The sequence below is a fragment of the Cytobacillus sp. IB215665 genome, from assembly GCF_033963835.1.
Classification (GTDB): Bacteria; Bacillota; Bacilli; order Bacillales; family SM2101; genus Nanhaiella.
Genome location: NZ_JAXBME010000001.1, coordinates 148,578 through 164,400, shown reverse-complemented (window position 1 = coordinate 164,400; position 15,823 = coordinate 148,578). Strand labels below are relative to the sequence as shown.

General features: G+C 38.0%; 10 protein-coding genes. 1 reads left to right on the top strand and 9 read right to left on the bottom strand.

What is annotated here, in order from left to right:
• Positions 1-115: 115 nt before the first annotated feature.
• The 7 genes from icmF to SLH52_RS00665 all read right to left on the bottom strand — a co-directional run bounded on the left by icmF (position 116) and on the right by SLH52_RS00665 (position 11,367).
• The gene (gene icmF / locus SLH52_RS00695; protein WP_320207387.1) at positions 116-3,373 is read right to left on the bottom strand and encodes a fused isobutyryl-CoA mutase/GTPase IcmF; all 3,258 of its coding nucleotides are present in this window, start codon (positions 3,371-3,373) and stop codon (positions 116-118) included.
• Complete coding sequence (locus tag SLH52_RS00690; RefSeq protein WP_214480899.1) at positions 3,363-3,998, bottom strand: TetR/AcrR family transcriptional regulator; 636 nt, start codon at positions 3,996-3,998, stop codon at positions 3,363-3,365. Before SLH52_RS00690 ends, icmF begins: the two co-directional genes overlap by 11 nt.
• Positions 3,999-4,151: 153 nt before the next feature.
• Complete coding sequence (locus SLH52_RS00685; protein WP_320207386.1) at positions 4,152-5,291, bottom strand: acyl-CoA dehydrogenase; 1,140 nt, start codon at positions 5,289-5,291, stop codon at positions 4,152-4,154.
• Positions 5,292-5,324: 33 nt separating this feature from the next.
• Positions 5,325-6,458, bottom strand: a complete 1,134-nt coding sequence (locus SLH52_RS00680; protein ID WP_320207385.1) for an acyl-CoA dehydrogenase — start codon at positions 6,456-6,458, stop codon at positions 5,325-5,327.
• A 23-nt stretch (positions 6,459-6,481) separates the two neighbouring features.
• The gene (locus SLH52_RS00675; RefSeq protein WP_320207384.1) at positions 6,482-7,333 is read right to left on the bottom strand and encodes a 3-hydroxybutyryl-CoA dehydrogenase; all 852 of its coding nucleotides are present in this window, start codon (positions 7,331-7,333) and stop codon (positions 6,482-6,484) included.
• Positions 7,334-7,379: 46 nt separating this feature from the next.
• On the bottom strand, positions 7,380-8,561 hold the full coding sequence (locus SLH52_RS00670) for an acetyl-CoA C-acetyltransferase (protein WP_320207383.1): 1,182 nt from the start codon (positions 8,559-8,561) through the stop codon (positions 7,380-7,382).
• Between the two features lie 688 nt (positions 8,562-9,249).
• Complete coding sequence (locus tag SLH52_RS00665) at positions 9,250-11,367, bottom strand: (Fe-S)-binding protein (RefSeq protein WP_320207382.1); 2,118 nt, start codon at positions 11,365-11,367, stop codon at positions 9,250-9,252.
• A 184-nt stretch (positions 11,368-11,551) separates the two neighbouring features.
• Between SLH52_RS00665 and cls the strand changes: the two genes are divergently transcribed.
• A complete protein-coding gene (gene cls / locus SLH52_RS00660) occupies positions 11,552-12,754 on the top strand; it encodes a cardiolipin synthase (protein ID WP_320207381.1) in 1,203 nt (400 codons plus the stop codon).
• A gap of 889 nt (positions 12,755-13,643) precedes the next feature.
• Here cls and argS read toward each other — a convergent pair.
• Positions 13,644-15,314 carry an arginine--tRNA ligase gene (gene argS / locus SLH52_RS00655; RefSeq protein ID WP_320207380.1) on the bottom strand — a complete coding sequence of 557 codons (1,671 nt, stop codon included), beginning with the start codon at positions 15,312-15,314 and terminating at the stop codon, positions 13,644-13,646.
• Positions 15,311-15,757, bottom strand: a complete 447-nt coding sequence (locus tag SLH52_RS00650; RefSeq protein ID WP_214480908.1) for a DUF1934 domain-containing protein — start codon at positions 15,755-15,757, stop codon at positions 15,311-15,313. The genes argS and SLH52_RS00650 overlap by 4 nt, the downstream gene beginning before the upstream one ends.
• Positions 15,758-15,823: the final 66 nt, after the last annotated feature.

The following is a 15,823-nucleotide window of genomic DNA, read 5'->3' as shown; positions in this document are numbered from 1 at the left end:
CTCCGCCTCCTTGCCTCTCGAGTCGTTTCACCTTTTCACCAGAAGACATAAAGCGTCTTCAGTTGTAAAGGTTCCAACGCTTGTCGAGGCAATTCAGTCGGCTTCGCTTTTCTTTTTACATATTACGACGGTATTGGCCGCCTACTTCGTAGAGTGCTTTTGTAATTTGGCCTAGACTTGCTACTTTTACGGTTGTCATTAATTCTTCAAAGATATTTCCTCCGTTTTTTGCAGTAGACTTCAAATTTTCCAGCGCTTTATCTACAGCATTTTCGTTCCGTTTGTGGAAGCTTGTTAAATTATGAATCTGCGTTTCTTTCTCTTCTTTAGTCGCTCGAGCTAGCTCCATATTATTAATATCATCTTCAGATGGAGGATTAGGATTCACGTACGTATTTACACCAATGATCGGCAAATCTCCTGAATGCTTTTTCATCTCATAATACATCGATTCCTCTTGGATTTTACCTCGCTGATATTGTGTTTCCATGGCACCTAACACTCCACCACGATCGTTAATACGATCAAATTCCTGTAGAACAGCTTCTTCTACTAAATCTGTGAGTTCCTCTATAATAAAAGACCCTTGCATCGGATTTTCATTTTTAGTTAACCCATGTTCTTTCGTAATTATCATTTGAATCGCCATTGCACGTCGTACAGATTCTTCAGTTGGAGTTGTTATCGCTTCGTCATAGGCATTAGTGTGTAATGAATTACAATTATCATGAAGTGCCATCAGTGCTTGCAAAGTAGTCCGGATATCATTAAAGTCAATTTCTTGGGCATGTAATGAGCGCCCTGATGTTTGAACATGATATTTTAGCTTTTGACTTCTTTCGTTTGCTCCATATTTATCACGCATAACAGTCGCCCAAATACGACGGGCAACTCTTCCAATTACAGTATACTCAGCGTCGAGACCATTGCTGAAAAAGAAAGAGAGATTTGGTGCAAAGTCATCAATATTCATACCACGACTCAAATAATACTCAACATACGTAAATCCATTGGATAACGTAAAGGCTAGTTGTGAAATAGGGTTTGCTCCTGCCTCAGCAATATGATAGCCAGAAATTGAAACAGAATAGTAATTTCGTACATTATTATTTATGAAATACTCTTGTATATCTCCCATCATTCGTAAAGCAAACTCTGTTGAAAATATACACGTATTTTGACCTTGGTCTTCTTTTAAAATATCTGCTTGAACAGTTCCACGGACATTGGCTAATGTTTTCATTTTAACTTCTTCAAGCTCATGTTCTGTCAATTTCCTGGATAATTCATGTTCAATTTTTTCGACTTGTTGGCTAATTGCAGTATTCATAAACATAGCTAAAATGATTGGAGCAGGGCCATTAATAGTCATAGAGACAGATGTGGAAGGATGACATAGATCAAACCCTTTATATAGCTTGTTCATATCATCAAGTGTACAAATGCTTACACCACTTTCTCCGACTTTCCCATAAATATCTGGGCGATAATCTGGGTCCTCCCCATATAAAGTAACTGAATCAAATGCTGTACTTAACCGTTTTGCCGCATCATCCTTTGATAAATAATGGAACCTTTTATTTGTTCGCTCAGGTGTCCCTTCACCAGCAAATTGACGCTTTGGATCTTCACTTTGACGCTTAAAAGGAAATACTCCAGCTGAATATGGAAATGCCCCAGGTACATTCTCTTTGTAAACCCAGCGTAAAATCTCTCCAAAATCCTCGTATTTCGGCAAAGCAATTTTAGGTATATCTAAGCCTGACAAGCTTTTCGTAGTTAACTCAGTTACTATTTCTTTTCCTCTAATCAATGATGTAAATTGTTTAGAAGAATATTTTTTCTTTCGTTCGCCCCAACCTTCTAAAATAGCCTTTGATTCCTTCGTTAGCATAGAATCATATTCATTTTTAATCGTTTTTAGCGAGGAAATAACAGCCTCATTTCCTTCTTTTTCTTTCACACTTGTTATTGCACCATCAAGTTGATAGAGCTTACGAGCAATTTGCACTTGCTGTTCAGCCTTTTGATGGTAGTCTCGCACTGTATCAGAAACTTCCCTTAAATAATGACGTCTATCATTCGGAATAATTACATTTTGCTTTTCAATATCTGTTACCATTTGCAAATCAGTAGTCCAATTGGTACTATATTTTTCATTAATTCTGTTAACTAAAGCAACAAATAATGTATTCGTACCAGGATCATTGAACTGACTAGCCATTGTAGCAAAAACTGGCATTTCATCTAGCTCTTTATCATACAACATATGACTACGTTGATATTGCTTTTGTACTTGTCGTCTAGCATCCTCGGATCCTTTTCTTTCAAATTTATTAATGACTACCATGTCTGCAAAATCTATCATATCAATTTTTTCTAATTGTGAAGGTGCGCCAAATTCACTAGTCATTACGTACATGCTAAGATCACAAATTTCTGAAATTTCAGCATCTCCTTGACCTATTCCACTCGTCTCTACGATGATAAGATCAAACCCAGCTGCCTTCACAATAGCTATTGAATCATGAATAGCTAATGACAGCTCAGATTTTGAACCTCTTGTAGCTAAACTTCTCATATAGACATTAGGAGAGAAAATTGCATTCATGCGTATACGATCTCCTAAGAGTGCTCCTCCAGTTTTTTGTTTTGTAGGATCTATTGATAAAACAGCTACTTTTATATTTGGAATTTCATTTATAAAACGACGAATAAGCTCATCGGTTAACGAGCTTTTCCCTGCACCTCCAGTACCAGTTATCCCGATAACAGGTACATGCTGTCCTAAATCCTTTATGCGTTCTAGAGTAGTAGAAACTAACTCTTCGGATTCATTTACATTTATTTCGGCAGCAGAAATCATTTTTGCTATTGACCTACTATTTTTTGATTTAACCTCTTCTACTTCATCTGCTAATGAAGTCGACAACGTAGGAAAATCACATTCTGCTAACATTTTGTTAACCATTCCTTGTAACCCTAAATTCCTCCCATCATCAGGAGAAAATATTCCAGCAACTCCATACTCTTGTAGCTCTTTTATTTCACTTGGAATGATTACTCCGCCACCACCCCCGTATATACGGATGTGTGAAGCTCCTTTTTCTTTCAATAAGTCGTACATATACTTAAAATACTCAACGTGACCACCTTGGTAAGAAGATATCGCTATACCTTGAACGTCCTCTTGAACAGCAGCATTTACTACCTCTTCCACAGATCTGTTATGACCAAGGTGAATGACCTCTGCGCCACTCGCTTGGAGAATTCGCCTCATAATGTTGATTGATGCATCGTGCCCATCAAACAAACTGGAGGCTGTCACAAAACGAATATGGTTTGTTGGACGATATACTTGTTCAGTACCCATGGTGCCCTCCTCTTATTCCCTTTAGTAATAATTCCGTCTGAAGTTCTATATACTCCTCTAAACTATATAATTTCTGAAGTGCCCAGCGTCGAAAGCCCCACATTTGGCCTTGCACAAAGATATTATGTGCTAGCAACTTTATCGCCCTATCACTTAGATGAAATTCATTGTTTTCGACACAGCGATTGATAACACTTTCAAACATACCAACCATCTCTATTTCTTTTTTTAGCACATAAGGCAACGCATCCTTAGAAAGTGATTTAGCCTCCTGATACATAACGAGCACTTCATCCTGCATTTCATCCATGACTTTAAAATAAGATGAAATAGCTAGTTTTAAGCTTTCAGTGGTCCCTTGCTTTGTATCGATATTTTCTTCTAAGCGGTTATGCACCTCATCATAAATACTGTCACATACTAAATAGAGAACATCCTCCTTCGTTCTGATGTATTCATATAAAGTTCCGATACTAAAACCAGAAGCCTTTGCTATCTCTCTTGTAGTTGTCCTATGAAAGCCTTTCGCCTTGAAAAGTGTTACTGCTCCTTTAATCATTTGGCTTCGTCTCTTTTTAACGAGTTGCTCATCCTTAACAGAAGCAAGCACCTCTCGTTTATTCATTGAATCACAACCTTCAGCCGAGATATATCTAAAGCATCGTTTGAAGAGTATATACCCTACCTCTACTACGATTATTTAAAAAGGTGGTGTGAGGATGAATCTACTCACACCATAAATTGGTATTATGCCATTACATTGTAGTTACCTAATTAGTTATTTCGTTAACATGCGTGATATTACAAGGCGTTGTATTTCTTGTGTTCCTTCATATATTTGGGTGATTTTTGCATCTCTCATAAAACGTTCAACTGGATATTCCTTCGTATAACCATACCCACCAAATACTTGTACAGCTTCAGTTGTCACGTTCATAGCAGCATCTCCTGCAAATAACTTAGACATAGCAGACTCCTTACCGTATGGTAAACCCTCTGACTCTAACCAAGCTGCTTGATAAGTCAATAATCTAGCTGCTTCAATACTTGTTGCCATGTCCGCTAGCTTAAAGCCTATCCCTTGCTGGGCAGCTATCGGTTTACCAAATTGATACCTTTCCTTTGCATATTCAGTCGCCGCATCAAGTGCTCCCTGAGCAATACCAACTGCTTGCGCAGCAATGCCATTTCGCCCACCATCCAGTGTCATCATAGCAACTTTGAAGCCTTCTCCCTCTTGACCTAATAAATTCTCCTTAGGTACACGACATTCCTCAAAAATTATTTCAGTTGTTGGTGAGGAACGAATACCAAGCTTACTCTCCTTCTTACCTATAGAAAACCCTGGGAAATCTTTTTCAACAATAAACGCACTCGTGCCTTTATGTTTATGAGAAGGATCAGTTATTGCAAAAACAACGTAATAGTCTGCTATTCCACCATTCGTTATGAAAATTTTGGAGCCGTTTAGTACATAGCTGTCACCATCAAGTCTTGCAGTCGTTTTCATACCTCCTGCATCCGACCCAGATCCTGGTTCTGTTAAACCATAAGCACCTACCGCACTTCCTTGCGCCATTGGTGTTAAGTATTTTTGTTTTTGCTCTTCATTACCAAACTTAAAAATTGGCCAACCTGCTAAAGATGTGTGAGCAGATAATGTCACTGCTGTAGAAGCACATACCCGAGATAGCTCCTCTATCGCGATACAATAAGCCAAATAGTCACTACCAATTCCTCCGTATTCCTCTGGCCAAGGAATACCTGTCAAACCTAACTCTGCCATTTTTTTAAATATACCATGATCGTATCGTTCCTCTTCATCACGTTCTGCAGCAGTAGGCGCAACCTCATTTCTTGCGAAGTCTCGGACCATTTTGCGAATCATTTCATGCTCTTCAGATAATTTGAAATGCATATCAAAATCCCCCTTAAATTTAATAGAAAACGTTTACAAATGTTTGTTAATTACAATCCGTTGTATTTCACTAGTTCCCTCATAAATTTCAGTTACTTTGGCATCACGAAATAATCTTTCGACAGGATACTCCTTCGTATATCCATATCCACCAAATATTTGAATGGCTTCTGTTGCATTTTCCATAGCCGTTTTGGAAGCGAACAACTTAGCAATCGATGCTTCCTTGCTACATGGCAACTGATTTTCCCGTAAAAATGCAGCTTGATAGACTAATAGTTTTGCAGCTTCAACATTTGTAGCCATATTTGCAAGTTTAAATCCGACCCCTTGCTGGGCAGCTATCGGCTTACCAAATTGTTGTCGTTCTTTGGCATAAGCAATTGCATGTTCTAAAGCTGCTTCTGCAATTCCTAGTGATTGAGCAGCAATGCCAATTCTTCCTACGTCAAGGTTTGCCATTGCAATCTTAAATCCCTGACCTTCTTCACCTAACAAGTTTTCAGCAGGGACCTTCATATCTTCAAAAGAAAGCTGGACTGTTCTCGACCCGTATAAACCCATTTTGTGTTCATCTTTACCAATTATTAAACCAGGTGTATCTTTGTCAACGATAAACGCTGAAATCCCCTTACTGCCTATATGATCTTTATTAGTGCGGGCAAATACGATATACGTGTCTGCTTCCCCGCCATTTGTAATAAAAATTTTCGAACCATTGATAATATAATAATCATCTTGCTTTTCTGCTCTCGTTTTTAAACTAGCGGCATCAGACCCTGCACTCGGTTCAGTCAAACAAAACGCTCCTAAATATTTCCCTGATGCAAGCTTAGGTATATATTTTTGTTTTTGCTCTTCATTCCCAAAATATAGTATCGGATTTGTTCCGACAGAAGTATGCACAGATAAAATGACTCCAACCGTAGCACTTACTTTAGACAGTTCGTGAATGGCAATAATATACGATGTAAAATCCATCGCAGCACCGCCATATTGTTCAGGAATAGTAATCCCCATGAGACCAAGATCCGCCATTTTATTTATGATGTGGCGAGGAAATACTCCTTGCTCCATTTGTTCAATGGACGGGGTAATTTCTGCTTGTGCAAAATCTTGAACCATCTTCCGCATCATTTCTTGTTCTTCTGTAAAATTCAGGTTCATTTTCTGTTCCCCCTTATCACTAATTACTCATACACATAAAAGCCACGGCCAGTTTTCTTACCTAACCACCCAGCTTTCACATATTTTCTTAATAATGGGCATGGACGGTATTTATCATCACCAAACCCTTCGTGTAATGTCTCCATAATGTACAAGCAAGTATCTAAACCAATGAAATCTGCAAGCGTTAAAGGACCCATCGGATGATTCATCCCTAGCTTCATCACTTGGTCAATTGCCTCTTCGGATGCTACACCTTCATATAACGTATAAATCGCCTCATTAATCATAGGCATGAGAATTCTATTTGAAACAAACCCTGGAAAATCATTCACTTCTACAGGGACTTTATTAAGTTGGTGTGTCATCGCTTCAATCGCTTCGTACACCTCGTCGTTTGTAGCTAAACCACGTATAATTTCTACTAACTTCATAACTGGTACAGGATTCATAAAATGCATACCAATCACTTGTTCTGGGCGTTTCGTTGCTGCAGCTATTTCAGTAATTGGAAGTGATGATGTATTTGTTGCTAAAATAGCATGTTCAGGAGCAATTTGATCGAGCTCAGCAAAAATTTGTGTTTTCACTTCCATATTTTCAACTGCTGCTTCAATGACTAAATCAATGTCTTTTGCATCTTGTAATTGCTCTGAAGGAGTAATTCGATCTAATATCGTTTGTTTTTGTTCTAACGACATGCGGTCTTTTTCTACTTGTCTCGATAAATTTTTCGAAATATTAGCTAAGCCGCGATTTACAAATTCTTCTTTAATATCATTGAGTATGACTGAGAAGCCTGCTGTCGCACATACTTGAGCAATACCAGACCCCATCTGTCCTGCTCCAATGACCATAACTTTTTTTATATTCATTTCTATACCCCCATACCTAAAACTTAGTTAACAGCATTTATTGACCTTATTTAACTTCAACCATGATTGCATCCCCTTGGCCTCCACCGCTACAAATAGCAGCAATTCCTAAACCACCTCCACGACGCTTTAGCTCATGGATGAGTGTAATAATAATCCTAGCTCCACTAGCTCCAATTGGATGCCCAAGTGCTACTGCACCCCCATTTACGTTCACTTTTTCTTGGTCAAGTGATGCTATTTTTCCACTTGCTAACGCCACAGCGGCGAATGCTTCATTAATCTCAAATAAATCGATATCGTCAACTATTTTTCCAGTTTTCTTAAGGATTTCATTTATGACTAAACCAGGTGTCTTCGGAAAGTCTTTAGCTTCAACAGCGATAGCTGCATGCCCAACGATTGTTGCAAGAGGTTCTCTGCCTTCACGTTGTGCCCTCTCTTCACTCATAAGAACTAGAGCTCCAGCTCCATCATTAACACCTGGAGCATTGCCTGCTGTAATCGTGCCAGTTTGGTCAAATACTGGCTTTAAAGTTGATAACTTTTCAATAGATGTATCTTTTCTAGGTGCTTCATCTAGCTCAACAATGATAGGTTCTCCTCTACGTTGAGGTACTTCAACAGATACAATTTCTTCAGCAAGCTTACCTGATTCAATTGCCGAAATAGCGCGTTGATGACTTCTGAAAGCCCATTGATCTTGCTCTTCTCTGCTAAGTTCAAATTCTGTAGCTACACCATTTCCATATGTACCCATATGCACTCCAGTGAAGCTACATGTTAAGCCGTCGTGAATCATCAAATCTTTAACGTCCGCATCACCCATTCTCATACCCCACCGAGCTTTTGGCATCATGTAAGGTGCATTACTCATCGATTCCATCCCACCAGCAACGATCACTTCTTCATCACCAGTACGAATAATTTGATCAGCTAAAGTAACACTGCGCAGCCCTGAAGCACAAACTTTATTTATGGTCTCAGTTTTTACCTCCCAAGGGATTCCAGCTAATTTAGAAGCTTGGCGTGAAGGAATTTGACCTTGTCCCCCTTGTAGCACAGATCCTAGAATTACTTCATCTACATCTGTAGCTTCCACATTCGCACGTACTAGTGCTTCCTTGACAGCTATGGCCCCTAAATCAACAGCTTTTTTTGAACTTAAACTACCTCCAAATTTTCCAAAAGGTGTACGTACCCCACTTAAAATAACTGTTTTCCCCATGTAAATCCCCTCCACAAATTTTGTTATTAATTTAGTAAGCGTTTTCATTTTGCGTTAACAATGTCTTTACATGAATTCGAAGTATCTTTTCTTCCTAATAACGATGTCAATCATATGGAATATGCTTTGCTGTCGTAATGAATGATCATTGCAACAAAGCTACGAAAAGAGCCGAATTAGTAAAGCGCAATGCTTCCCATACTATCTAAAACCTACCTACGTCTTGTCGGCAACGGTAGTATGTCGTCAACTATAATTACTTTTATGCACCGACTTTTTACTTAGGAGTTTTAGAGTGAAGCGACTCAGTACAGCTTGCACATGCACCAGCACCATATGCTTGCCAAAAGAGCTGCTCTGTATAGCTGACTGAACGCTCGCTCACTCATCTCCATTTTAAGGAGGTGTACTTAAGCACACCTCTAAAATACTAACTTTGATTTAGCCCGTTTTCGCATTGATTGTTGTTATTCGTATTAAGAAATAGACCGTACTCAACTAGTGTTCGTGGCATCTTTTCTTCTGTACAAAGATGACTAACAAAATAAATCCAGTTTTGTGGTACTAAATTGATAACAATAGCAACAAAGTCTACGAAAAGAGTCTTAATTTATAACTCTATTGTACTGAAAAATAGTCAAAATAGAAATACTTTACTAAATTTTCTATCTGTTTCACATTACTAAAATTAAGATGCTACTTCTTCTGCACTACCAATGACTGATTTTTCTAGAAGTTCTGCTACATCATAAGTTCCAATACGCTCTTCAACTTCCTTCGCCTTCGTTCCATCACTTAACATTGTTAAACAGTATGGACATCCAGAACTAATGACAGTTGGATTCACAGCTAATGCTTGCTCAGTTCTAGCAACATTTACACGGTTTCCTGTCGTTTCTTCCATCCACATCAGTCCTCCACCTGCTCCACAACACATACCTGTTTCACGCTTACGTTCCATCTCAATAAGTTCCACACCAGGAATAGCTTTTAAAATATCACGAGGTGGTTCATACACTTCATTGTATCTACCTAAATAACAAGAATCATGGAATGTAATTGTTTCTTTTACTTCGTGCTTAGGAACTAACTTACCTTCTTTTACTAATTGATCTAGAACTTCAGTATGATGGAATACTTCAGCTTCTAACCCGAAGTCCGGATACTCATTTTTGAAAGTATTATAAGCATGTGGGTCGATTGTTACAATCTTCTTCACATCATGTTTTTGTAGCTCTGCTATATTATTCGTAGCTAGTTCTTGGAATAAAAATTCGTTACCTAAGCGTCTTGGCGTATCACCTGAGTTTTTCTCTTTGTTACCAAGGATAGCAAATTTTACTCCTGCTTCATTCAATAGCTTAGCGAATGATAGTGTTATTTTTTGGCTACGATTATCAAATGCTCCCATCGATCCAACCCATAATAAATATTCAAACTGTTCACCAGATTTTTTCATTTCTTTCACTGTTGGGATATTCACATCTTCACGAATATCACGCCATTTGTCTTTTTCTTTACGGTTTAATCCCCATGGGTTACCTTGTCGCTCAATATTCGTCATTGCACGTTGAGCATCTGCATCCATTTTTCCTTCTGTAAGAACGAGATAACGGCGAAGGTCAATAATTTTATCTACATGTTCATTCATTACAGGACATTGATCTTCACAGTTCCTACATGTTGTACATGCCCATAACTCCTCCTCCGTAATGACATCACCAATTAAGCTCGGGTTATATGCAAGCTCTACAGCTGCTGCAGATTCATTCACACCTTTTCCAGCGCCAGATACAGCTAATTGATTCCCTTGAGTATTTGAAAATGCAAATGTTGGCACCCAAGGAGCTTGTGAAGTAATAGCTGCTCCCTTATCAGTTAAATGATCTCGCAGCTTTAAAATGATATCCATCGGTGAGAGCATTTTTCCTGTCCCTGTTGCAGGACACATATTCGTACAGCGTCCACACTCAACACATGCGTATAAATCAATTAATTGTGTTTGAGTAAAGTCTTCAATTTTCCCTACCCCATAAGTTTCTTGCGTTTCATCTTCAAAATCGATCTTTTCAAGCTTTCCAGGGTTTGATAAACGATTAAAAAATACATTGGCAGGACCTGCAATAAGATGAGCATGTTTAGATTGTGGTACGTAAACTAAAAACGTTAATAAAATAAGTAAATGAATCCACCATGACACATAAAAGACAACGATTGAAGCTGTTTCACCAATCCATCCAAAAAGGTATGCTAACGAAGAAGCAATTGGCTCACTCCACGATAACTCTTCACCATGCCATACTAACCCCATGCCATTACCAAGAAGAACTGAAACCATTAAGCCACCGATAAAAATAAGCACTAAACCTGACTTAAATCCCCTTTTTAAACGAACAAGCTTTTCGATATAACGGCGATAAAATGCCCAAATAACAGCTACTAAAATGACTAAAGTAACAATCTCTTGAAAAAAAGTAAACGCAGGATATAGAGGCCCTAGCGGTAAATGAGAACCCGGTTTTAATCCCTTCCAAATAAAGTCAATCGCTCCAAATTGAACGAGGATAAAACCATAAAAGAACATGACATGAATCACGCCACTTTTTTTATCCTTCAATAATTTTTTTTGCCCAAACACGTTTACCCATATTTTATTCAGGCGTTCTTTATATTTTTTATCAAATTCAACCTTCTTCCCTAGCTTTATATACGCAATTCTTGTTTTCACAAGGTATGCAAATAAATATAAACCGTAAGCGGTTACAAGTAGGAATGCTATTAAATTAATAATTAGTAGATTCTCCACGGTAGTAATCTCCCCTCAAATAATTAATTTTCTGACTAATATTATAATTCCATTATATAATGAATGAGCATTCAGTCAATATTTTTTATATAAATAATATACTCTTATTATTTTTTACAAAAAATAAAATCAGCTAAAATCGGTAAAAATAACACAATGATGTATTGGATGGAGGGATAAATGAATGAAATTTGTTCTTTTTCTTGCAATTTTGTTGTTACTCTTAATTATGTGGGTACGTTTGGATTTAAAACTTGGACGACATAAGTATATGAGAAAAGTAACGGATAAAACATATCCATTACATCAAGGTGAGTTAAGCTTGTTTACAAATGGTCATGAATTCTTCAATGACTATTTTCAATACATTAGAAACGCAGAAACACAAATTCATGTACTATTTTTTATTATTAAAAATGATGAGATTAGTTCAGAATTTTTCTCATTGTTAAAGCAAAAAGCAAGGGAAGGCGTTGAAGTTCGTTTACAAGTAGACTGGCTCGGTGGTTTTAAAGTTTCTAAACAAATTGTACGGTCTTTACGTGAAAATGGAATCTCCTTCTCTTATAGCAACACTCCTAAGTTCCCATTCTTTTTTTATACACTAAATAGACGTAATCATCGAAAAATAACAATTATAGATGGAAAAGTTGGCTATCTAGGTGGGTTTAACGTCGGAAGAGAATACTTAGGGAGAGATCCTAAAATGGGATTTTGGCGTGATTACCATTTAAAAATTATCGGGGAAGGAGTTGCTGACTTACAAAAACAGTTTAATAAAGATTGGTATTCAGCAACAAAAGAAAAGCTTAAAGACGAACCAAGGAAGGTAAAGTTAAACAATGATTCCATTGTATTACACCGTATCGTACCTTCGGATGGTGCATTTCTAAAAGAATCTTTCATTACAATGATAAAACAAGCTAAAAGAGAAATTTATATAGGGACCCCCTACTTTATTCCTGGTAAAGAAATTGTCAATGAATTACTTGCTGCAGCAGAGAGAGGTGTGAACATCAATATCCTCGTCCCAATGAAAGCTGATCATCCATTTGTTAAAGAAGCTGCATATCCATTCTTTAAGCCATTGCTCGTTGCTGGTTGTCATATATATCGTTTTTATAACGGATTCTATCATGCAAAGGTCGTAGCAATCGATGATGACATATGTGATATCGGGACTGCAAATTTTGACAAAAGGAGCTTTTTTATCAATCATGAAATCAACTGTTTTATTTATGATCAGAAATTTAATGAACAAGTGAAGACGACAATAAAAGAAGACATTCAACTTGCCGAACCATTAACGATTGATTACTTTACAAAACGCTCGTTACTAGATCAAGGTAAAGAATCTTTTTCAACATTAATCAACGGTTTTTTATAAGAAAAGCGAAAGTGCCTTGTTTATCCCCGACAAGCGCTGGAAGCATTTCTCAAGAAGTCGCTTTTTAACTTCATGAGAAATGGTGAAGCGACTCGAGGGGATAGGCACTGGAGCTAGACAGAAAGAAAAGCGAAAGGCGACTGCTTATCGGCGACAAGCATAAGGCGAGCCGGCTAGAAGGTTGCTATTTAACCTTCTCGTCGGTTTGACTTATGACCTCGAGCCGATGGCGCCTGTAGCTGGACAGAAAGAAAAGCGAAGCCGACTGTATTGCCTCGACAAGCGCTGGAACCTTTTCAATGGAAGGCGCTTTATGTCTTCTGGTGAAAAGGTGAAACGACTCGAGAGGCAAGGAGGCGGAGCTGGACAAAAAGAAAAGCGAAAGTGCCTTGTTTATCCCCGACAAGCGCTGGAAGCATTTCTCAAGAAGTCGCTTTTTAACTTCATGAGAAATGGTGAAGCGACTCGAGGGGATAGGCACTGGAGCTAGACAGAAAGAAAAGCGAAAGGCGACTGCTTATCGGCGACAAGCATAAGGCGAGCCGGCTAGAAGGTTGCTATTTAACCTTCTCGTCGGTTTGACTTATGACCTCGAGCCGATGGCGCCTGTAGCTGGACAGAAAGAAAAGCGAAGCCGACCCAATTCCACCTATAAGCCTCCCACGTCTTGTGGGCAATGGTGGAATGTCGCCATCCATGACTCCCCCGACAAGCGCTGGAAGCATTTCATAAGAAGGCGCTATATGACTTCATGTGAAATGATGAAGCGACAAATCCATAGACAACCCAGCAAATAGACACTGAAGCATAAACAAACGAAAGGATAGTATTTTTACTATCCTTTCGTTAATATAATATACTATAAAAATCGTTGACCACTTGCGATAAACTACATTTGCTCAGGTGCTGAAACTCCTACTATAGATAGTGCACTACGTAAAGTTATTTGCACTGCTTTCATAAGCGCAAGGCGAGCTTTACTTTGTTCTTTATTTTCTATGTTTATCACTTTTTCAGCATTATAAAAACTATGCAGTGCAGTAGAGAGTTCATAAATATAATTTGTTATACGATGTGGAATGCGCTTTTGTGCTGCTTCACTTACAGCTATCGGATATTCCCCTAACTTTTTGAGAAGGTCAATTTCCTTTTCAGATGTAATGTGTTGTAAAGCAATTTCTTCATCAATTAATAAGCCTTGCTCCTCACCTTGACGTAGCATACTACAAATCCGTGCATGAGCATATTGGGCATAGTATACGGGATTTTCATTAGACTTTGATACCGCTAAATCAAGATCAAAATCAAGGTGTGAATCTGGACTGCGCATCGCAAAGAAATAACGAACTGCGTCAAGACCAACCTCATCAATGAGCTCTCGCATTGTAACAGCTTTACCAGTACGTTTACTCATTTTGACCTTTTCCCCATTTTTAAATAAGTTAACCATTTGTATGATTTCTACTTCAAGTGTATCATTTTCATACCCTAGTGCTTGTATAGCTGCTTTCATTCTCGGAATATAACCGTGGTGATCTGCTCCCCAAATATTAATCAGCTTTTCAAAGCCACGATCCAACTTATCTTGATGGTAAGCAATATCTGGAGTTAGATACGTATATGAGCCATCATTTTTGATTAACACGCGATCCTTGTCATCACCAAAAGTTGTGGAGCGGAACCATGTTGCACCATCCTCTTCATATACATGTCCATTTTCACGCAATGAATTAAGTGCTGTATCGATTTTACCGTTTTCATATAATGAAGTTTCTGAGAACCATTTGTTAAAGGAAACTCTAAACGCTTCAAGATCCTTTTGCAGTTTACTAAGCTCAAACTGTAAACCATACTCGCGAAAATATGTAAATCGTTCATTTTCATCCATATGAACAAATTTATCACCATGTTGCTCTGCAAGCTCTTTTCCAATTCCAATAATATCTTCCCCATGATAACCGTCTTCTGGCATGTCTTGCTGCATCCCAAGTGCCTGCATGTACCGTGCTTCTACAGAGTAAGCTAAATTATTGATTTGGTTGCCAGCATCATTTATATAATATTCTCTACTAACATCATATCCTGCCTTTGCCAAAACATTAGATAATGTATCACCCACCGCTGCGCCGCGTGCATGACCTAAATGAAGATCGCCTGTTGGATTCGCTGATACGAACTCTACTTGAATGGTTTCTTTTCGACCAACATTTGTCTCTCCATATGAATCACCAGCCTTTAATATCGTTGGAATTAACTCGGTTAAATAGCTGTTATTCATGTGAAAATTAATAAATCCTGGGCCAGCTATGTCAATTTTTTCAATAGATGCCTTTGATTTGTCGAAATTATTCACTAGCTCTTCTGCAATCATTCGAGGAGCTTTTTTAGCGATTCTAGCAAGCTGCATTGCCATATTTGTAGAATAATCACCGTGTACCTTCTCTTTAGGTATTTCTAGAATAACCTCTGGAAGTTGCTCTCTTGTAGCTAACCCTGCCTTAACGACAGCTTCAGATATTTCATCCTTCAATCGATCCTTTACTTGCTCAACAATGTTCATATTTGTTCCTCCCTAAATTGTATCGTTACATTGTACCGTCCAGCTAATTCTCCTTGTATTCGTAACAAATATGTTAGCAACAAGTATCCACTTTTCTTATCTTCAGTCCACTCGTACTTTATTTGTTCAGTTGTCGTAACCATTTCAAATAAGCCGATTTCATTTCGATACTTTCCGTATGTTTCCTTATGTTGCTGAAAATACTGCTTCATTGATACGGCACCTTTACGCATAATCAGCACATCACCATGTTCATTTATTTTAACAATCGTTTTGATTTCATGTGGTGCTTCACTTTCATTAAAAGACAAATATGTAGTTTTTCCTTTTATGTAGTATAAACCATTTGTCGTAAAAGCAACACGATCGCTTTTTGAGCCATCTTTTATTTCAGAAACAAAATTAACTTTAATCGGAATACCTTTTCCATCTGATTGAACCAAAATATACACTTCCTCAAACGTACGTTATTGACTTAAATAGTATAATGATTCTTAAAAAAAAGTTCA